The sequence below is a fragment of the Chitinophaga sp. 30R24 genome (assembly GCF_049056765.1).
In the GTDB taxonomy this organism is placed as follows: domain Bacteria; phylum Bacteroidota; class Bacteroidia; order Chitinophagales; family Chitinophagaceae; genus Chitinophaga.
In genome coordinates this window covers 41,569-62,753 of record NZ_JBJGXX010000012.1, presented here as the reverse complement: position 1 = coordinate 62,753, position 21,185 = coordinate 41,569, and the positions used below count along the sequence as shown (strand labels likewise).

Genomic DNA, 21,185 nt, shown 5'->3' with positions numbered 1-21,185 from the left:
GTTCCCCGCTATAGTCCTTTATGCTTCACCTTTCTTTTCGTCTGCTTCACTCATTACTTTATCATAAAACGCCTGCCGGCGTTCGCGAACATCAATCAGGTGGCACGCCTCAATTAGTTTTTCAAGGTGCTTCTTTATGCCTAACATATCAAAGTCCAGCGTTTCATCAAAAAAGGTTCTACAGGATAAACCCATAGAAAACAATTCACGGAGTAACTCCCGCCATTCCCCCAATGTGAGGAACAAAAAGAATTTTTCAAAAACCAGATAGGGGTTTAAAAACTCTTTATAGGAAAGGCTTCTAGGGAAATTATCCCATATTTCACGGTAGGCTACGCCTTCTCCCTTGCTCTGTCTAATCCATGCGCAGAATAAACGGGGGTTCATCAGGTCGATTTCTTCATCATCTTCGTTTTGCATGATGATCGCCTTTCTTCCGCTATTGTCCAATTGTTCGACCAAAAAGGCGGCTTCAATCAATGATTCCGTTCTTTCATAAAAGAATTGCAGCCCGGATGCCGATTGCTTGCCCGGCTTTTCCTTACTGGTTGAACATAGCCATTTGTTTAAAATTTGCCTCGCCCGTGGCATATCATGTGCGGAGTAATACTCGTGTATTACTTCATGAGGATCGCGTATTTCCTCGGTTGTAAGGCGCAAAGGGAGGTTATCCCATGCGCGGGGAGTAGTAAAATACATAGCTGGCGGATTTATAAGTTTGAAATACTGGTTTGTGACTTCATGAAACCGGGAAAGGCTGTAAGGATGCGCCCTCCGCCATCCGTCAAAACGGTTAAAACGCTAGTAGGGAGCTGGTTAAAGTCGTGGCCTATTGTTTTTCCGGTATCAATAATCCTTTTAAGGTAAGTAGCACCGGTAACCTGTTCAACCGGCTCTGTATTGGCATCCCGGAGTAAGGCCAGGATTTCAACTACCGGAATAGTGAATTTGCTGACATTGGGGTGTCTGGGAATTTTATAATGATGCCTTTCCATTATATGAGCCAGCGCCCCTACTGTGATATAGTAAGACTTGCGGAACAATTTTTTCCTGTCCTTCATGGGTACGCTGAACATAGCAGCGTTAACCAGTTCATTCAGCCAGTTTTGCGTGTCGCTAAGTAGGAAAACCAGCCTTAGCCACTCATCTTCATTAAACGGGGGGCTTAAATGTATTTTATCTGTTTCTTCCATAATTTGACTTTTGAAGGTTATAAACATGGATACAAGTTCCTTTGTAATAAAATAGTATTCAATTTGATATGGAGATGATTTACTGGGATATTGAAGATGTTTTAGCCGATATTTAATCCTATCTTTAGGGATATTTAAGTAGTCAAAAAATTAATTATATTTGTTTTATGACTTATACAGATATGCGTAGTAAAGTACATGAAGGCCATAATATTAAGAGATTCCGCGAAATGCTGGGAATTAAACAAGACGCTCTGGCGTTTGAACTAGGTGAGGATTGGAATCAAAAGAAAATTTCCTTGCTGGAAAGCAAGGAAACAGTTGATCCTGAAATTCTCGAACAAGTGGCAAAAGCTCTAAAAGTTCCCGCTGAGGCTATCAGGAATTTTGATGAGGAAACAGCCATTCATAATATTCAGAATAACTATGAAGGCTCTGTAATACACGGCGGTCCTACAGTTAACTATAAATGCACGATTAACCCGATGGACAAATGGCTGGAGGCGATGGATGAAAATAAAAAACTATATGAGCGCCTATTGCAGACGGAACGGGAAAAGGTAGAAATGTTGGAGAAGTTGCTGAACGAGAAAAAAGGTGGAAAGTAACACTACCGATAAGAATATTCAAATGCAGGCTGACCGGCTATTCAGCCCGCCAGCCTTTAATGTGGGTACTATCCATTAGACGTTTTATGCCCTTTCTCATCGGTGACTTTTTTACGAAAAAATAGCTATCTTTCAATAGGATTTTGTTTATTTAAGTATTAGTTTGTTGGTAACTGTCTTTAGGTACTGGTACCCCTGTAGCAACCCTGTGGATGATCGAATAAACTGCCTATTACCTGTAGATTTGTTAACTGAAATATTTCTTACTTTTTATCAGAAGGTTTTTAACCTGGACCAAAAATAATCCATATGTATCCTTTTTCCCCTAATACCTACATGAAGTTGGTTAGTGCAATACTAATGCTGTTTTGTATAGCCCGTGCTAGCGCACAGAATACCCCTGCAAACAACGCTCGACCAGTTGCTACACCCGTAGGGCTTCCAGTGCCATATTCTACTCCTACTATCAACTACATACGCACCTGGGAGCCATCCATGCCTACTAGTGATCCCGCCGTTGCAAGTGACCCCGCTCGCACGATAAATGAGGTAAAACAATCAACACAATACTTTGATGGACTGGGTAGACCTCTACAAGTTGTAGTCAAAGGAGTAAGCACTTCAGGAAAGGATTTGGTAACAACAAATATTTATGACGATTTTGGTAGAGAAGCATATAAATACCTACCTTATGTGCCACAGACAGGCAATACCAGCGATGGTAAATTTAAAACAGACCCATTCACTGTACAGAAAGCATTTTATCAAGATAACGGTCTAAATCCCGGTATTAAAGACGAAAGCATTTTTTACAGTCAGGTTGACTTTGAACCATCGCCATTGAATCGTGTTCTTAGTACTTATGCTGCTGGCAATAGTTGGTCTAAAACAGGTGGAAATCACCCTGTAAAACATCAATATCTGGTAAATAATTTAAGTGATTCCGTAAGAATATGGGATATATCTGATCCAGTCCCAGTTAGCACTCGCATTTATGATGCTGGACAACTTCATAAAAATGTAATGATTGATGAAAGTGGTAATCAGACTATAGAATATAAAGACAAGGAGAATCACCTGGTACTAAAGAAAGTGCAACTATCTGACCTGCCAGGTACAGCACATATTGGGTGGCTATCTACTTACTATGTATATGATGACTTAGGCAATTTACGTTTTGTAATTCCTCCTTTGGCAGTAGAAAAAATTTTCAGCAATTGGAGTTTGTACGTCGTAGCAGATGAATTGTGCTTTCAGTATCGTTTTGATGGGCGTAACCGCATGATCGAAAAAAAAGTGCCAGGTGCAAGCCTTGCTGAGATGGTGTATGACCAGCGTGACAGGTTGGTCTTTTCACGGGACGGTAACTTGAAGACGGGTAATCAATGGCAGGTAACCTTTTACGATGAACTTAACAGACCTGTTGAAACTGCTTTATATAATTCATCTGCTACCAGGGACGCTTTACAAACGAGTTTGAATAGTTCCACTGGAACTGGTAATACCTCCTATCAAACTCCAGGTATTTCAGATTTGGTCGTTGCCACTGACGACAGAAATACTTATGTAGCTACTAATTCTGTAACATTGGAAAGTGGTTTTGATAGTGGCAACGGAAATCAAAGAGATGTCTATATAGATCCAAATTTAAAAGGAGACCTCATTAATTTGACAGTATCCAACCCACTACCAAATATTCCTTCAGCTGCACTCACACCCTTAACTTATACTTTTTACGACAATTATAGCTATCCCGGCGTACAAAATCCTACTTCAGGGGATTTCGCTAAACCACAGGCAGGTAATAACCCTTATGCTGAACCGGTGACAGGTACCAGTTCCATGACAAAGGGATTAGTCACCGGCACGAAAGTTCGTGTTTTAGACACTGACCAATGGTTGACCACTACTACCTGGTACAATGATAAAGGGAGAATAATACACGTCGTCAGTGATAACATTGCAGGTGGCAAAGATATTACCACAACATTGTATGATTTCAGCGGAAAAGTATTAAGTACTTATCAGCGGCATACGAATCCCCGTAGCGGCGTCAGTCCTCAAACGATGGTACTTACTATGAAAGAGTATGACCAAGCGGGGAGAGTTATTAGCCTGAAGAAGAGACTTAACGACAATGTAAGTCTTGAAAGAACTATCGCCACGAATGAATATGATGAATTAGGGCAGTTAAAAACAAAAGCCCTGGGTTTACAGACTAACAATCAAGCTATAGAACAGTTATCCTACGAGTATAATATTCGTGGTTGGCTTAAAAGTTTGAACAAGGATTACCTTAATAGCGGGAGTATTCTCTCACACTTTGGTGAGGAACTGAACTATGACTATGGCTTTACTGGAAGAAATTACAATGGCAATTTAGCAGGTACCCGCTGGAAAGGATGGAATGACCCACTGCCAAGAGCTTACGGATACAGTTATGACAAAGTTAATCGCCTGACCCAGGCATATTTCACTCAACAGAACACAAGTGGTAGTCCCTGGACACAGGACAAAATGGATTTTACTGTTCCCTGGATAAATTACGACGCCAATGGCAACATAACAAAAATGTCGCAGAAAGGGATGGATGGGGTCAATATTGTACCAATGGACCAATTGGCATATAGTTATTCGCCTAATAGCAATAAGCTGTCTGCTGTATTTGATACCAGTGCAGTATCTAGTCCCCTTGGTGACTTCAAAGATGGTAATAAGAATGGTAATGACTATACTTATGACCCGAATGGTAACCTGTCAAAGGATCTCAATAAATCAATATCTACTATTAGTTATAATCATTTAAATCTTCCTACACAAGTAGATTTCGGCAGTAAGGGCATCGTTCGCTATCAATATGACGCGGTAGGCAACAAACTGAAAAAGGAAATCACAGATTATACAAAATCACCCGCCAAAATTACCTCTATCAATTATATCAGCGGATTTGTATATCAGAATGACACGTTGTTATATATGGCGCATGATGAAGGTCGTGTAAGATTGTTCCTGAAAACGGGGCAGGCACCGCAATATGTGTACGACTATTTTGTGAAAGACCGCCTGGGCAACGTTCGTTTAGTACTTACAGAGCAATCCGACCTTTCTGTATATACCGCGACGATGGAAGCGCCGTTAGCCGCCAAAGAGAATATATTGTTCAGCAACATAGATGCAACCCGAACTCCCAAACCAGTAGGTTATCCTTCGGACGGCAGTTCCGACGATAACAAATCTGTAGCAAGGCTTAACGTTAAAGACGAAGGTCGAAAAATTGGCCCTTCTATAGTACTCAGGGTTATGAGAGGGGATACCATCCAGATTGGTACAAACGCATTTTATAAATCTACTGGTCCATCAGACAAACAATCTACGGAATCGCCTACCGAAAACATGTTGGCCGATCTGATACAGGCGTTTGGAGGTAATACCATTAGCTCATCAAATCATAATGTAGGCGCTTCTAATAATCCAACCCCGTTCAACACTAATTTCTATAATAACGACTATAGAAAACTAAAAGAAAAAGACCCAAATCAGAACAGGCAGGACAAACCTAAAGCCTATCTGAATTTTGTGCTTTTCGATGATCAGTTTAACTTAGTGGACGCAAACAGTGGTGTAAAGCAAGTAAAGGGAGAGCCTGACCAGTTACAAACTCTTGCCCAGGACAAGATGCCCATCGAAAAAAGTGGCTTCTTATACATTTATACTAGTAACGAAAGTCCGCAGGATGTGTTCTTTGACAATATTGTTGTAACACAGGCAACAGGGAAAGTACTGGAGGAAACACATTACTATCCCGCGGGCCTAACGATGGCCGGAATCTCTTCAAATGTACTTAAAGGGAAAAATTATCCTGAAAACAGGATAAAGTTTCACGGTAAAGAACTACAGAATAAAGAGTTTTCAGATGGATCAGGAATTGAGTGGTACGATTACAAAAACCGTTTCTATGATCAACAACTTGGGCGCTTTTTTGCTGTAGACCCACTTGCGGACAAGTTTCCTTATTATTCTACTTATCAGTTTGCGGGTAATGAATTTCCTAATGCGACTGACATTGATGGCTTAGAACCGTGGTATACCAGAGATGGTAGTTTAGCCAAGGGCATATCAGGGCCTTATGACCCTGCCGTAATGAATAAACGCGGGTTATATACAGCCGCACAGACAGAACAAGCCAAGAATGCGCCTCCACCAGACCCACGGCAGCCAACGATACGTGAGACAATGGACTGCCCGCAATGTAAGGTGATTGCAAAGGAAATAGCCCAGGAAAAAGAATATCAACGTCAACTTTGGGAGACTCAGAATGGAGCATCCTTCAACATTGTTAAGTCGGCGGTAGAAGTGGCAGCCTGGGAATATGCAGGGGCTAAAGCAGCTGAAGGAATAGGTGCTTTGAGTTCCGCGTTGGGGAAAATATCCTTTGGAGCAGCTAAAACGAATGCTTTTGCGGAAGGATTGACACCAATTATGAAAGGAGCAATTGGCGAGACACTGACAAAGGATGTATTATCCACTCAATTCAAAGGGGCTGAAATACTGGAGCAAGTAACCATCAAAATGGATGGAGCTACGATGAGAGCTGATTTCGTTGTAGTTAAGGACAACAAGATAATAGGTGTATTTGAATCTAAGGTAGACGGGGGTACATTATCCAATGGACAAAAGTTGTTCTTCAATGATGGAGAAAAAGGCGTTTTTACAGGGAAGAACGCGGGCGCTTTTGAAGGACGAACTATTGATCCGAGTAAAGTTCAAAAGGCAGTTTATCGATGGGATTCGAGCAATGGTACTTTCATAGCATTTTAAACAAGAAACATGACAAAAAAAGAAGTTATCAAAAGTATTTTAGAATTTATGGAGAAGGAAATGGGATTATATAATTTTAAGTCCAACTTCAAAGAACAGGGATTTATTCGTAAAGACGACAGGGCTATTTTCTTTTATTTCTTCCTTATTTATGATAGAACAAATATCAAAACAGGAGAAAAAGGTTTTCAAATTGAACCACAAATCTATATCCATATCCGAGAAATAGAAAAATATTATAAGGAAATTACGATAAACACATACTTAAAAACTGATTGGCATTTTATTACTATTGGCAACAGTGTAGCAAATTTAATGGCTAATCCGGATGGTATCAATAGAAATAGGAATCAGAGTTTGGACTTGTATATTTTTGAAGAAAAGAATATTCCGTATGTCTCATGGGAACTTTTGAAACACTTCAAAGATACTGCATTCCCTTATTTTCTTAACAATACTACTGTAAAGAGGATAGATGAACTATTAAATTCGCATCCCAAAGAGTACTCGGTACATATGTATAATGATCTTTTCCGGTTTATTAAAGGGATTTTAGCGGCTAAATTAGCAAACAATCCTGCTTTGAATCAGCTCGTAACGACTTATAGTAATTTAATTATCGAAAGGGATATGCCGGATGATTGCAAAGAAGAAATGGGCCGGTTAAAGGCAATATTACCTATGATTGGCTCAGAAAATAAATTGGGCTAACCAAAGATAATTGGCCTAACCCGTGCATTCCAATTGATGATTGCTAAATTCCTTTGGGCCGTAATCAAAATTTCAATATGGGTACATTAATTAATGACATTGGTAAAGCCTCAATTTGGTTGGTTAAGGCGTTTAAAGAATTGAACCAGGAACTTGATTACTCTGTAGAAAGTGTGAAGTTAATCGACGATTTGCTAGATCATGAAATCAAGGATGGTCAGCCGATTTCGGGAGGACTTTTCACCAATCAGTTCGGATATAAATGTTTTGCAATCGGATCTTATATTGGAGAAATTGTAATTAGAAATTCTAAGGCAGCGAAATGGCAGGTTGATGATACGGACAAAGATGGGGAAATAAATATTTCAATCATGTCAGCCAATAACGTAGTCATATGGCCTGTCCAAAGAGTTATTAAGCGAATACAGAACGGCAGAGAAGATGAACTTTTCGCCTATATCTACATAACCGTTAATGATATGCGATTTGAGGGAGATATACCGGAAGGCTTTTTTCCGAAGAAAATAGAACAGAGGAAAACATGGTGGAACTTCTTTAAGTACTAATATCTTTCTCGCTGATAGAATAATTAAATCTCTTTAAAATGGCAACGCTGGAAAATCAATGGCCCTACCAAAACAAGTCCTTAACGGATATGAAGGGCGAAATATGGCGAGAAGTGCCCGGTTTTGATGGGGATTTAGTTGTTTCAAATTATGGCAGAGTAAAGGTTCTTTCCAGGTTTATTGTACATAGAAATGCGCCTGATGGATTTTGGACAAAAGAAAGGATCAAAGTTCAGTCTGTAATCGAAAGAAGGAATACGTATAAAGGGGATATAACTGTTCATTTGTCATGTGTAATTAAACGTGCGAAACGCCAGATGAATCTAAGCGTCCGGCGGTTGGTTTATCAGGCATTTGTTGACAAAGATCTTGAACGTAAAAATAGCAAAGTATGGTTTGTGTATGTGAAAGACGGTAATGGGTTTAATTGCAGAGCTGAAAATCTGGCATTAATTTCCTCTGGTGAGGCCAAACTAAGAGAGATACAAGAAGGAAGACGATTATCTATAAACGACCTGATAAAAAAAGAGGCTCACTGGCAAAACTATCAGGATAATCTTGGCAACCGTGCAGAACCGGTTAAACAGTATGACCTTACAGGTAATTTCATTGCCATTTACCCTAGCTGCACCGCAGCAGCTAAAGCAACTGGTATTGGCCGAACCAGTATAGGTGCAAGTGCAAGAAAGACCTTTTATATGGCAGGAGGATTTGTTTGGAGGTTTGAATGCGAGGAATATAACGGAGAATATGCAAAGAGACATTTAGGGAGAAAGAAACCTGTATTGCAACTAAACAAACAGGGCGAAATGTTGGGAAAATACGAATCCCTTACAGTTGCCGCAAGGGTAACAGGTATTTCAATTAAGAAAATCTGTTATGCTTTGAATAGTAAAGCATTATCGGAAACTGATGGCTATTTATGGAAATATTCCGATTAATCCCAAAGTGTAGATGTTTGATTTATATATTACTTTAGTCGAAGTAGTGGAAATATCGGATGTGTGATTGCACTGAAGGAGCGGGCGAAGGAGATAAAAATGCAGCTATCCTTTTTGGGTGCTTAAATTTAACTCTTTATTCATTTTTTAGATAGGCACTATCCATAAGCCGTTTTATCCCTTTTCCCTGCTGAGAATATAGGTAGTTCCATGCCTTTTTTATCCTATCATTTTCTAATTGATGCAGTTTTATTTCCTTCTGGTTTTCGCTCCAATGAATACTAAATTTGTACAAATTAGTAAGGAGCAGCATTACTACCAGCCAAAGGAACCAGCGGCCAAAAACGACCCTATAGAACAATTTTGCATCCTGTTCCGGGAAAAGCAATAGCTGGAATTTTCGTATCACATTTTTAGGCTGTGTGGCAACCACCAATCTCATGTCTTTGATACCTTTCTTTACAATCTCCTGTATTGGATTGGTATCGGTTGAGATGGATAGTTCCTTCGGCTTTTCCAGTTTTCCTTCAAATTCAGCGAATTTACTGGATAGACCATTGACAGCTTTAACCAGGTCGTCAACGGTTTTTGTGTGTAACTTTTGTTCCTCCGCAAATTCTTCCAGTACCAGTTCTAAACTGTCTTTTTCAATATCTCCTATTTTCTTTGTGGTATCCATAAAATTGTAATTTTCTAATTAAAGATTAAATCCTGTGGGATTTCTGTTTCCTCTTTCTTCGCTTGATACCCTCTTCCGTTAACTCGTAAGGCAAATAGTTTGATGTGTCTACAGGCTGTAGAAGCTGTTCTAAAAGGCTGCTCAATTCCTTTGTTACCGGAACAATGAGCGAATGTTCAACATGTGCTGCCCGCTGTGTTTCGCAGAGCATCTTTTGAGCAGGGGATAACGTTTGTTGTTTTGTATCGCGCTGGATAGCTGCTTCGTATATTTTTTGTTCAGCCTGTTTAGTTGCCAGCTCTTGTTTCAGGGCTAAAACTTTTTCTATTTTCGCCAGCGAAAAACCTACCTCACTACCTTTTACTTTTACCTTCTTATCATCAATAAAGGAAATACCCCGGCCTTTAATCAACTTGTATCCTAACGCCTGCATCCTCTGCTGAAATTCAACATAGCTGTGCACCTTCTCTAAGGTTTGTCGAATATCTGTTTTCAGTTTTTCTTTTCGCTGATCCTGCCGGGGCAATAGCCTGTCTTTAGGAGATAAAAAGGCGCGGGGACTTAATACTTCCTGTAGCTTGTATTGCTTTTCCAGTTTTCGGCAAAGAGCGGCCATTCTTTTATAACTGTTACTGTCGCTGGCGACCTTGCTGTTATAACCTACACGATTTGCAACAATGTGAATATGTTGCTCCTTGGTATCCTTATGCAGTACGCAGATATATTGGTTATCTGCTACGCCAAATTCTTTAGCGCACTCACGACCAACTTCTATAAGCTGGTTATTAGTAAGTGTTTCTCCGGGAGCCAGCCGTAAGGAAAAATGAAATACCGGCTTTTCTACCCGTTTGCTAAGTTTGGCAACGCCAAGAAATTGCCCCGCCAGCTCTTTTAAATTCCCAAAACATTTGTTGTAACTCAGAACTTCCGCCCGGTTCTTGTGCTGTAGACTATCTTTTAGGGAAAGCTCCTGCTTCTTTTCTTCAGACAATTCCCTTTTATCCTGCAAACAATAGCGGATACATTCAAAAAAGGAACTTCCTGTACCTACATAGCCGATCATTGGAAATGACTTTTAATCTTTGATGCTAATGTTTTTAATTCCCCTGATTGTACTTTCAGATTGGCACGTTCAAGCGGGCTTAATTCTTCCATCCCGTTTCGCTTTCTAGCGATTTGGTTAAGGTTTGCTGCCATGTGATTGAGCGTACCGGTTAGTTCCAAAACTTCTTTCGGCAATGCTTTTTCCCTCCTGTCAATTTTTCCGGTCATGCTTATTTCCCGCAGGTATTCGGAAACTGAAAGGTTAGCACTTTTGGCGTTTGCTTCAATAACACGTCTTTCATAAAGACTGCATTTCACGGCCATCAATTGATCTTTTTTTATCGCTTTTTTGGGGCGACCTCCCTTGTTCTTTGTTTGTGTATTCTGCGGCTCCATATCAACCTCCTCTTTATTTTTTGAATGCGATAGCATGAAAAAAATTACTCACCGAATGCGGTAGCATGAGGTGAGCCAGACGTTTTGGTTTTACCAAAACATAGCTGGCTACCCAAGCGGTTAAAGCCGTTTTGCTATTCGCTGGCTTTCTTTTTGGCTCTGGCGATGCTGAATAAGCCAGTCGTTTAAATCCTTCCGGCTGTGGTAAAAGTCACTCCGATCTATATACTTGTTAGCATCCCATTGCATCGCTTGGCGGGTGTGGTTTATTCCGGCAGTATCCCGGTCTAAAATCAAGTGTACCTGCTTGTATTGTTCCATCAGTGGGCGGCTTTTTTCAAAGAAGGAAAGGGAATTTAAAACAAGACAATTTGTCAAAGGGGCCTGTTGGTTTCTATTGATAGTGCAAAAAGAAAGGAAGCTAAAGAAGCCCTCAAAAACGGCTATTTGTTCAGTATGGTTGTCTACAAAAGTTATTTCCTTCGGGGCGCTGCTACCCTTAAAATTTTCGTTCCGCAATTCATATCCTCCGGCGTTGTTTTGAAAACCGATAACGGTATGCTTCTTCCCATACAAAAGAAAATCCACCTCTTTGCAAAAACGGCTGGCTATTTCCACCGGGATACATCTTTTTTGTAGGTAGTCCAGCAGGGATTGTTCTTTAAGGGGGCGAGTGTCTAGTATAACAATTTTGCCGTCGGGGGTATCTTTCTTTTCACCAGCAAAAGAAGCGGGGGCCGGATGCTGGCTGCCCAAAGAGGTAGGCGGGTGAAAAGAAAAAGCCGGGGCGGAGCGGTTTTGCGATAAGCGTTGTAGGAGGTCGGCTACACTACAATTAAAATAAAGCGTTCCAAAGTCCACCAGATTACCGCCCCTCCCGGTTCCGTGATCGTACCAGACGTTTAACTGCCTGTTAACTTTGAAGGAAGGTGTTTTTTCATCCCGCAACGGGGATAGATACCAATAGTCTTGGTTTCTTACCTTTTGGGGTTGATGACCCAATGAGGCCAAATAATCCACAAGATCAATTTGCTTTGCCTCTGCACATATTAAATTTTTCATATACACGTTTTCAGATTCACAATAATTATGTACAAATAGAAAAACGGCCCGCAAGCACTGGTTTTTAAACCAAAATGCTTGCAAGCCGTTCTAAATCAGTTAAAAAGTGGTTCGAGAAAAGTACACTCCGGTGCACTTTACTGGCCAAACGGTTTACACACTGTTTGGCCAGTTTTATTTTGCGGCTGGACTGCCAGGCCAGCGCGAATATGCAAATGAGCTTCAATATTTGTGTAAGCTTCTCCGTATTTCGGTCATGTGATTTAGAGATGACAGAAATGATTGAGATCCTCTAAAAGAAGTGGCACTAAATGATGGGGAGCCGACATAGGAATATCAAACTAATGTCTTTTATATCGAAACAACCAATCGTTGGCCATTTGGAACTGCTAAATCCCATAAATTGGCAATATCTTTCAATGCTACACTAATCGTTTCCACTTTGAGTTTGCCGTCTGCAACCAATTGAAAAACTTCTGGTAATATCTCAGTAAAAAATTCCTCTATCTGATTTTTTGACCAACTTCCTAAGCCAGATCCGGTTAATTGTAAATCAACACTTCTTAAGTTTGCTGCTGATAACTGAATTAAGTCTCCGGTTACACTGCCCACAGAAACATATCTTGTTTTATGGGTAAATGAGCCGTTGCCTTTCAAAGAAGCCAATATCATTTCTGCTGTATGTCCCCACAGGTAATCGATAATAACATCAAGTGATGATTTAGCATGAGTTTGTTTTATCTCCGAAATAAATTGTTCATCATTTTGTGTCACAGAAATGATTTCATCCGCTCCTAACGCTAATAAGTCCTTTAATGATTGCTCATTTCTGCCTGTAGCAATAATTTTCTTTGCGCCATAGTGCTTGGCAAGCTGTATGGCTATTCTACCGGTAAAGCCGGTTGCACCATTGATTAAAACCACGTCACCTGGCTGGATATTGGCTTTAAAACGTAATGCCATGGCTGCTCCAATCACGGCATTCGGCAATGCAGCAGCAGTAACGTTATTTATTCCATCTGGCACTGTTACAATTGTGTCTTTCGCAATAACTGCTTTTTCAGCCAATGTACCGCTCACACCCATAGCATACACCCTGGTGCCGTCGGCCAGCAGGCATATACCATCACCACCAATCACCCTTCCTTTCTGTTTTGGGGTTTCGCCTGAATAATGTTTACCTGAGGCGCGCCTCTTATCAAAGTGCTTTATAGCTACGGCCTTCACTGATACTAATATTTCATTTTCATTTTGAGCAATTGGCTCTGGAAAATCTACATATTGAGGTAGTTCTCCTTTCTGGAACATTACAGCTGCTTTCATACACTTTCTTTTTGAAAACAAATTTAGCATAGCTGATAGGTGTGAGCAATAACAAATGTTATTAAATCGCTTTTTTTAATAAGGCACGCTTGATTCTGCTTAAATGAACTTTACTTACACCAAGATAAGACGCTATATAATGTTGGGGTACTCTTTGAATAATATGCGGCTTTTGGCTTAAAAGTTTTTGATAGCGTTCTTCCGCGGTGTCCCTGATAAACGAAACAAACTCATTCATGTAATGTAATTGCCGTTCGGCGGAAATCTTTAAAATAATATTCAAAAAAATAGGTTCACTACTTAGTTCTTTCATGAGTTTATTTACATATTTTTTTGGCAGTAAATAAACAATGCATGGCTCGATGGTTTCTATGGTGCATAAACTGGGTGTATTATTTACAAAGCTTTCGAATGAGGTAAGGCCTTCATTCTCGAAGAAAAACTGTATGGTTTTATCGTCTCCGTTATTATTAAGTGCTGCACGTACACATCCTTGTTCGATAAAAATATAGTGTTTAGATAATTTACCTTCTTGTAATAAAATGGTTTTTGCAGGAACTTTTAATCGCTGTTGAAATTCCAGATATTTATCCCAATAATGGTTTAGTTGTGGATATTTGTTTTTAAAATGTAGGATCATAAATCAAGCTGTGACTATTCGGATATTGTTAATTTGTAAATAAAAATAACCTTTTTTCTCCATTGCACTAGGGTTGAAGGAGACTCAACCTCTTCAATAGGCTTGAACAGCTGTTTCAATTTTAAAAGTGAAGCTGTTCCCGTAAGCATAAATTTCTTTAAGGAGAGCTTTATGGCAGACAGAATGCGTCAATAATGTATTTAATGACCAGGTATTATATTTCTTTTGAGGTATAGGAGTGGAAACGAAGCATATTATTGGCGCCAACAGCGTTGCATAAAAATGCCAATGCCCATTACTGTTATAATCAGTTAGTGGGCGCTTTTGCAACGTCTGATAATTACTACCAGATGAAAGGTATTAATTTACGTGTATGTTGTTGGTATGCAGTATAAGCCTCTGGAAAGAGATCATTTAATAATACTTCTTCTCTATTAATTTTCATGCATAACCCTAATGAATATACGCAGGTAACAATCATAGCAGGAAGGCTTCCTGTTACCAGGCAGGTGCCTGTAAGAGCAGCAATGAAACCTGTATAAATAGGATGTCTGACCAGGCGATATGGGCCTTTTATAATTAACTCATGGTTTTCTTTGGCTACAACACCGCCGCTCCAGTTGCTGCCTAGTATGAAGCGCGACCAGATACATATGCTGATACCCGCAATACATAATGTTGCACCGATAGCCTGTAGGAGGTAATGTGTGGGCAGAATGCGACCGGTAAAGCCTTCACCTGCTAATAATGGAAGATACAGTAAGGTTAAAATAAGCACGTATCCAAGAGCGCCCATGTAACGCTGGCGTGTTGTTCTTGCCTGTATGTTTTCCTTGGTTTTATTACGAAGCAGCAGCCAATAACTACAAAATAGCACCCAGCAGCATATAGTAATCCAGGTAAATATAGTAATACTTTCAATCATATTATGGGGTATATGAATACCATGAAGGTAGGGGATATTCATAGAAAAGCCCTGTTCATTTTATTCATTCATTACTTAAGAGAACTGTTAGCTCAGGAAGATCATCTCCCAATTCAGATCGGTAAAATATTAATATATTTTGCATGTGGACTCGGTTGCAGAGCAGTGACATCTGACTTTCTATGGCGTCTATTTTATCTCTTATCATTTAACCATTATAACGTTAATGGATATATTCACTCCGGAAGGTATTGAATAGCCTGACTAAGCAGAGGAAAGGATAAATTATATGATGGGCTATAGATCTGTACTGTTGGGTTATATCAAGAATATCGTATATGTGCAACCCAACAAATTAAAGAATGCATCATCTATGTGATCTATAATTTCTTACAGATAATAAAATTCGTAGGCTACTATGTGGTTTACCGTGGTATTTTATCCATCTTAAAAGAAAGAAATTATGTTGATGCTTCAGAATATCTCCTATTTATAAGCTACTTTTCTATTTATTGATGTTTTTGTTAAAAAACAACAATCATTGATTGAAATATGAAAAAGCTGTTTATCTTTGCACCCCCTGACACAATATCAGTTGCCCAGATGGCGAAATTGGTAGACGCACTGTGTTCAGGTCGCAGCGCCTGCAAGGGTGTGCTGGTTCGAATCCAGTTCTGGGCACTAATTGATCTACAAGGAGTTACAAAAAATGTAACTCCTTTTTATTATTTCAATTAGTACCGGTTTCCCTAAGTTTTTGCCCTATTCTTTTATGAATACCTATCGCATAATAACAACACAAATATGAAAAGAATTACAGAGCATAGAAAGCTTTTAGGCGTAGATAAAGAAGCTAACCTGAAAGAATTAAAATCGGTATACAGGAACCTGATGAAGGAATTCCACCCCGACAAGTTTCAGGATAACGAAGAAGAAAGACTCGTTGCTGAAGAAAAAAGCAAAAAGGTTATCGAAGCTTATCATTTCCTCGTAAGTATTGCTCCGGAAACAATTGAGCAAGCATTACCGGAATATACAGCAACAGTTTCCACATCACAGATACTTCATTACTCGTACGAAAAACAGATTCTTCAATTGAATTTTGTTGATGGTAGCAGTTATGAATACTTCGGTGTACCCAAAACGCTGTATATCAAATTATGCAATTCAGATGTTCCGGGTCGTTTTTGCCGCAGACATATCTACCATGAGTTTGTGTACAGAAAGGTTAGCAAGGCAGTGGAAGCATAGATATTTAAATTTTATTTTATAAAGAAAGGAGCTAGGAAATGAGGCTTCTTTTGTTTGATTAATTTGGGCAGGTACGCTTTGTAATAGGAGTGCAGGCCCTTTGCCAACATGCGAGAACCCCCTGGGCTTTAAATAGGATTTAAAAACCGCTGAATTCCTTAACGTATAGCCTTCCGTATTACACGATCCCTAAGTAAAGCCGGACTAGCCTGATATTGAAATGCAAGATCTTCCACTGTGTACGATTTTGCATTTTCAATGGATAGTTGATTGGCATATTTGTCAGTAAAGAATCTGTTTATAAACCTGTATACTTAACAAGCCAACCTTACTTTATCTTTTTTGTTAAAACGTAGATGCAAGCTTTATCCTTTCATTTTTCAATGATTTTGTTATGAGGGAAATTACCAAAAAAGAGCCATGGCCTGTACTGAATTTTAACGATTGGAAAGATACTTTGGCCACGGTGCATTTATGGACGCAAATAGTAGGCAAGGTCAGGCTGAGGAGAATGCCTTGGTTAAACCATTCCTGGCATGTAACGCTATATGTGAGCCCCTACGGACTTAGCACAGGCAGCATGCCGTATCAGCATGGTATTTTCCAGATAGATTTTGATTTTATACATCATCAACTGATCATTATTACCAGCACCGGTAGCCAGGCTACATTAGATCTGCGTCCTGGAACGGTGGCAGACTTTTATAAAGAGCTATTTGAATGCCTTGCCACCTTGGAGGTGGATGTTGCTATTTATAGTGTGCCTAGTGAGATGGAAGCAGCTATTCCTTTCGAGGAAGATACTGTTCACCAGTCTTATGATGCGCAGAAAATGGAGCGCTTTTGGCAGGCGCTGGTGAAAGTCTATAATGTATTTACCCGTTTTAGAGCAGGCTTTACAGGTAAATGTAGCCCGGTACATTTCTTTTGGGGCGCTTTCGATCTGGCTGTTACGAGATTTTCCGGCAGGGATGCCCCTGCGCATCAGGGAGAAGCTCCTAATATGCCGGCTAAAGTAATGCAGGAGGCTTATTCGAAAGAGGAGTGCTCTTGTGGTTTTTGGCCTGGTAGTGAACATTATCCGCATGCTGCTTTTTATGCTTATTGCTATCCTGCTCCGCCAGACTTTGCGGTACAACCGGTAAAGCCGGATGGCGCTTTTTATAGCCAGGAAATGGGAGAATTTCTGTTGCCTTACGAAGTAGTACAACAAGCTGATGATCCTGAAGAAGCGCTGTTGGCATTTATGCAAACCACCTATGAGGCTGCTGCTAATACAGGCCACTGGGACCGTAAAGCGTTAGAATGCGATCTTACCCGGTTTGAAACTGAATATGGTTGTTTCAGACAGGCCTAATTGGAGTTGCGTTTTGCCCGGCGAAAATACCTGAAAGCCATCAGCCTGGGAATATTAGATAATAAACATCCCAGGCTGATGGCTAATAATAAATGAAGGGTAGTTAATTCTCATCTGCGCTAGGGCCATAGCTGCCAGGTATAGGTATATCTAACAGGCGCAGATAAACGCCCAGTTGTGCCCGGTGGTGCACAGTTTGACAATAAGACATCCGGATCACTTCTCCTTTGGTGGAAGTATTGTAAATCTCATCTCCGTTGCGCAGGGTCCACATTTCTTCTAGTTGTGTAGGAGTGGCTTTTTCCAATTGCGCTTTACCCGCTGCGAGCGACCGTTCAAAGTACTGTAATAGCTCTTCTTTGCTATTGATAGGCGGTTTTTGATAAGGGTTTTGGGCAAAGTCCAGCTCATCGGTGGTCAGCGCCATATCTACCCAGCCGGGGAGTTCGGCCACGTGCGCCGACAACCATAACAAAGTGCCGCTTTTAGGATGGGGTTTCCAGGTGAATTTGTCTTCCGGCACACGCTCCAGCATTTTACGTGTAGTAGTAGCTTCTTGTTGTAATTCCTTTAAAAGCATTTCGATCTGTGACATATCGGTAGGTTTTGTTTGTTTGACGATACAAAGTAAGGCAGGAGAAGTGACAACCTTATGTCAGCAGCAAAACCAAAATATTAAGTTTTTGTTCAGAAAGGGAAAATTGTACGCTATGCTTCATCGGCTACATGGGTAGGTTGTTGAGATGCTGCCGGTTCCGCCAGCCATTGGGTAAGCTTGTATTTAGGTAATAGCCCATCCAATTTTTTCTTCAGCCATTTGGATACGATCTCGAATATAATAAAACCGATAACAGCGGAAACAACCCACTCCATTGTGCTATAGGTGCTTTTATTAACAATGGTTTTATGGGTGGTAAGTCCCCACAAATTTCTAATGCTACGGGTAGTGAAATAATGAGATACCAGGCGGGTAGATGCCATGCCAATCATAAACCCTATAAAGTTACCGACATAATTGTTGTAAACGTATTCCCATAGTTTTTTGATGATGCTATTTTTCATGTAAATAGTTTTTGATAGGCGAAGCTAATAGCTAATTCCTGAAAATACAACAGGAAAGGATATACTTTTAGTGATGTATAAATGTTCTTGTGGATAGCTCCAGATCGCCTATATGATGGAGATTTGTATTTTCTTTACGGGGCTCCTGTATTTATGTGTTCAAACACGTTTTGGGGCTATGCTTGAAAACGTTGTACAGTGGAGCATATCATATAGTAATGAATGTATAGGTTTGTTAAGTATTTAGTAAGCTATCCTTCCATTTGTGTTTCAATTGGAAAAAACTTTTTTCAGGAATAATTTTTTTTACCTTAATTTCATTCCGCGAGTAAAGTAAATATTTCCTGAGCTTGCTGGTACAAAGAAAATACAGGTTAGAAAAGTCTTTTAGGTATATCCTTACTGAAACGTTGATCTGATACAAGCATTCCCCTTTTTGATATCCGCTGTTGTAAATCCTATTAAATCGGCTTTTATGACTATGATTTCCCTCAAACAACTACGGCAACAGTATCTCCTTTGTGTATTGCAGCTGCAGGACTGGTAGTGTAAGTATATTTTTTAGATAAGATCAAGACAGCAGGCAGCCTGCTGCCCCCCGGTATTTCTCCCTCAAATATCCATTAATCTTCTGTGTTATGAATTATGTAGAATTGGAGGGCATCTTGCGCAATATGGGTGTTACGCCCCCCGATATCCGAAGGGCTTCTCTCTATCTCAATTACTTGCAGGATGCAAGGGCTCTTTTCTTTGACGGTCTACAGCCCATTCTTGGCGCTAACAACTACAATTTTGTAAAAACTGCCTTACGGGATAAGGACTTGCTGAATGAACTGGCCGATATCCTTGATTTCTATGTGGGCGCAGCAGTACAAAATTCGTTGATTGAGAATGAAAACAGTAATTGGACCTATGCCGAATACTTTAATAATACTATGCTTAACGATGATTACGAGGAGAACCTTGATAATTTCCGGGAGGCTAATCCCGTATCCACAGCGGCATTGAACCATCTGTACAATCATTTTACGGGGAATATAACCCGGGCATGTGAACGGGTATATAGCGACAGAGGTGTGCTGGATACCTTTTATCAGGCTTTATATACTGATACTTCTTTAGTGGCGTCTTTGGATGGAATAAAATCCACCGGATCTGATTTCCATAAGGGAGGGCAACAAGTACTGATCCTTACGATGAAGATTTTGATGGTTGATACTTCCTTATCTACCTACCAATACCGGAAAATGGTATACAAGCCCAGTGATCTGGAAGCCGACTGCTTACTGGCAGGCAACAGTACTGCCATAAATGCTGTGGTTCCCCATTTTATGGAAGCTAGTTTGTTCGAAATATATAATACAGCATTAGCCAATTATAAAATGAATAATCCGGCATTCAAAGGGCTGCCGGTTCATACCTATGGCATTTTGCCGCGTAATTACCAATCTGTCTACCACGGCGATTTTCCTTTGCCGATACGGGAGGCATACGGGTACCTCGAATACCTGGATAACGACCTTTCTGGTACCACCCTACAGGTAAATGGCTATTATCCTTTTGGTTCCAGCGATTATATGATCTTCAACAGCCAGAATGAAACGGCAATTGTACAGGAATATTACCGTACTGCCGGCGCGCTCACAGCATTGGCTTGTACCTTTTCTATACAGGACCTTCATGTGGAAAATATGCGCGTTAAGAAGTACCTGCCCTATTTTATTGATATGGAAATATCCCTGCATAAAGCTGTTCAGGATGTTGATGCCACCGTATTGATTAACGTTACCCTTGGCAATCCAAGTGGAGGCATCAATGGCTTAATGCAGGATGCACAGGATTCTTACTGGAGACTAAATAGTGAAACCGCCAGAGGCGATCAGGTAGAATTACGTAGGGTATATAAGACAGTATTTTATCAGAACCGTTTGTGGAAATTTGTGAACACGCGGAATAAAATAAATATTCCGGTTAATTTACAAGCGTTGCAGCGTGGTTTCAACGATGGCATGATTGTATTAAGAGCGGCACAAGAGAATAATGCTTTCCAACCTTGGTTTGCCCGCCTCAATAATGTAGTGGTACGGTATATTCCATATGCAACTGCCGTTTTCCGGACCACCTTTATTGTTCCCTACTATCTTAATCCCGATAATGCTAATGGAGAACGAACATTGGAAGTAATGTTGCGTAACAAGCTTACGCAGGAAGCGCTGAGCTATGCGCCACCTAATAATCCTAATTTCCTGGTATTAGCCACTGCCCAGTGCCTGGAAGACTTGGAACAAGTAGACGTGCCGATTTTTTACTACCGGATAGGTATGCAGCAAATAGTAGACTCCGGGGGCGCCCTGGTACCTATTCCACAAACTGTGCTGATTAATAACAATAACCCGCCTCCAGATACGGTGGACTTTGATGTAAATATAGGCCGTGCTACTTTTTTTGCAAACGTGCCCACTACTACTATCGTATACGAGGGCCAGGTGCAGATCCTCAGCGGTGATGGATACGCTGATAGGGTTGAGGTGTTAAGAGCATCTATTAATGAGGCCATGGAGGATGCAGATATCACCCAGACAATTCCGGTTAACCACTAACACAGATCT

19 protein-coding genes and 1 tRNA gene are annotated in these 21,185 nt (G+C 40.4%); 9 read left to right on the top strand and 11 right to left on the bottom strand.

Annotated elements, in window-relative coordinates:
• Positions 1 to 18 precede the first annotated feature (18 nt).
• Positions 19 to 699, bottom strand: coding sequence for a hypothetical protein (locus tag ACDQ55_RS18690; RefSeq protein WP_420983021.1), 681 nt, complete (start codon positions 697 to 699; stop codon positions 19 to 21).
• 11 nt (positions 700 to 710) lie between these two features.
• Positions 711 to 1,193, bottom strand: coding sequence for a hypothetical protein (locus ACDQ55_RS18685; RefSeq protein ID WP_420983020.1), 483 nt, complete (start codon positions 1,191 to 1,193; stop codon positions 711 to 713).
• Positions 1,194 to 1,360: 167 nt separating this feature from the next.
• On the opposite strand from ACDQ55_RS18685, the gene ACDQ55_RS18680 reads away from it, so the two are divergent.
• From ACDQ55_RS18680 to ACDQ55_RS18660, 5 genes are all read left to right on the top strand, one after another.
• Positions 1,361 to 1,801 (top strand): helix-turn-helix transcriptional regulator, encoded by a 441-nt coding sequence (locus ACDQ55_RS18680; protein WP_420983019.1) that lies wholly within the window; start codon positions 1,361 to 1,363, stop codon positions 1,799 to 1,801.
• A gap of 495 nt (positions 1,802 to 2,296) precedes the next feature.
• Positions 2,297 to 6,619 (top strand): DUF6443 domain-containing protein, encoded by a 4,323-nt coding sequence (locus tag ACDQ55_RS18675; protein ID WP_420983018.1) that lies wholly within the window; start codon positions 2,297 to 2,299, stop codon positions 6,617 to 6,619.
• Between the two features lie 9 nt (positions 6,620 to 6,628).
• The gene (locus ACDQ55_RS18670; RefSeq protein ID WP_420983017.1) at positions 6,629 to 7,330 is read left to right on the top strand and encodes a hypothetical protein; all 702 of its coding nucleotides are present in this window, start codon (positions 6,629 to 6,631) and stop codon (positions 7,328 to 7,330) included.
• A 77-nt stretch (positions 7,331 to 7,407) separates the two neighbouring features.
• Entirely contained in the window at positions 7,408 to 7,896 is a 489-nt protein-coding gene (locus tag ACDQ55_RS18665; RefSeq protein ID WP_420983016.1) for a hypothetical protein, read from the top strand.
• Between the two features lie 38 nt (positions 7,897 to 7,934).
• Positions 7,935 to 8,837 carry an NUMOD1 domain-containing DNA-binding protein gene (locus ACDQ55_RS18660; protein WP_420983015.1) on the top strand — a complete coding sequence of 301 codons (903 nt, stop codon included), beginning with the start codon at positions 7,935 to 7,937 and terminating at the stop codon, positions 8,835 to 8,837.
• A 136-nt stretch (positions 8,838 to 8,973) separates the two neighbouring features.
• On the opposite strand, the gene ACDQ55_RS18655 is transcribed toward ACDQ55_RS18660, so the two are convergent.
• From ACDQ55_RS18655 to ACDQ55_RS18625, 7 genes are all read right to left on the bottom strand, one after another.
• Entirely contained in the window at positions 8,974 to 9,516 is a 543-nt protein-coding gene (locus ACDQ55_RS18655) for a hypothetical protein (RefSeq protein ID WP_420983014.1), read from the bottom strand.
• A gap of 25 nt (positions 9,517 to 9,541) precedes the next feature.
• A complete protein-coding gene (locus ACDQ55_RS18650) occupies positions 9,542 to 10,507 on the bottom strand; it encodes a relaxase/mobilization nuclease domain-containing protein (RefSeq protein ID WP_420983013.1) in 966 nt (321 codons plus the stop codon).
• Positions 10,508 to 10,575: 68 nt separating this feature from the next.
• The gene (locus ACDQ55_RS18645) at positions 10,576 to 10,956 is read right to left on the bottom strand and encodes a plasmid mobilization protein (RefSeq protein WP_420983012.1); all 381 of its coding nucleotides are present in this window, start codon (positions 10,954 to 10,956) and stop codon (positions 10,576 to 10,578) included.
• 120 nt (positions 10,957 to 11,076) lie between these two features.
• A complete protein-coding gene (locus ACDQ55_RS18640) occupies positions 11,077 to 12,018 on the bottom strand; it encodes a toprim domain-containing protein (protein ID WP_420983011.1) in 942 nt (313 codons plus the stop codon).
• A 351-nt stretch (positions 12,019 to 12,369) separates the two neighbouring features.
• Complete coding sequence (locus ACDQ55_RS18635; protein WP_420983010.1) at positions 12,370 to 13,341, bottom strand: quinone oxidoreductase family protein; 972 nt, start codon at positions 13,339 to 13,341, stop codon at positions 12,370 to 12,372.
• 61 nt (positions 13,342 to 13,402) lie between these two features.
• Positions 13,403 to 13,981, bottom strand: a complete 579-nt coding sequence (locus ACDQ55_RS18630; protein WP_420983009.1) for a Crp/Fnr family transcriptional regulator — start codon at positions 13,979 to 13,981, stop codon at positions 13,403 to 13,405.
• 343 nt (positions 13,982 to 14,324) lie between these two features.
• Positions 14,325 to 14,906 carry a methyltransferase family protein gene (locus ACDQ55_RS18625; RefSeq protein ID WP_420983008.1) on the bottom strand — a complete coding sequence of 194 codons (582 nt, stop codon included), beginning with the start codon at positions 14,904 to 14,906 and terminating at the stop codon, positions 14,325 to 14,327.
• Between the two features lie 597 nt (positions 14,907 to 15,503).
• On the opposite strand from ACDQ55_RS18625, the gene ACDQ55_RS18620 reads away from it, so the two are divergent.
• The 3 genes from ACDQ55_RS18620 (at position 15,504) to ACDQ55_RS18610 (ending at position 17,514) form a co-directional block, all read left to right on the top strand.
• A tRNA-Leu gene (locus tag ACDQ55_RS18620) sits at positions 15,504 to 15,587 on the top strand.
• Between the two features lie 123 nt (positions 15,588 to 15,710).
• Positions 15,711 to 16,157, top strand: a complete 447-nt coding sequence (locus ACDQ55_RS18615; protein WP_420983007.1) for a KTSC domain-containing protein — start codon at positions 15,711 to 15,713, stop codon at positions 16,155 to 16,157.
• A 394-nt stretch (positions 16,158 to 16,551) separates the two neighbouring features.
• On the top strand, positions 16,552 to 17,514 hold the full coding sequence (locus ACDQ55_RS18610) for a DUF5996 family protein (RefSeq protein ID WP_420983006.1): 963 nt from the start codon (positions 16,552 to 16,554) through the stop codon (positions 17,512 to 17,514).
• Between the two features lie 103 nt (positions 17,515 to 17,617).
• Here ACDQ55_RS18610 and ACDQ55_RS18605 read toward each other — a convergent pair whose 3' ends face one another.
• Both ACDQ55_RS18605 and ACDQ55_RS18600 read right to left on the bottom strand, forming a co-directional pair.
• Positions 17,618 to 18,109, bottom strand: a complete 492-nt coding sequence (locus ACDQ55_RS18605; protein ID WP_420983005.1) for a DinB family protein — start codon at positions 18,107 to 18,109, stop codon at positions 17,618 to 17,620.
• Positions 18,110 to 18,222: 113 nt separating this feature from the next.
• Positions 18,223 to 18,576 (bottom strand): hypothetical protein, encoded by a 354-nt coding sequence (locus ACDQ55_RS18600; RefSeq protein WP_420983004.1) that lies wholly within the window; start codon positions 18,574 to 18,576, stop codon positions 18,223 to 18,225.
• 638 nt (positions 18,577 to 19,214) lie between these two features.
• On the opposite strand from ACDQ55_RS18600, the gene ACDQ55_RS18595 reads away from it, so the two are divergent.
• Positions 19,215 to 21,176, top strand: a complete 1,962-nt coding sequence (locus ACDQ55_RS18595; protein ID WP_420983003.1) for a DUF4135 domain-containing protein — start codon at positions 19,215 to 19,217, stop codon at positions 21,174 to 21,176.
• Positions 21,177 to 21,185 lie beyond the last annotated feature (9 nt).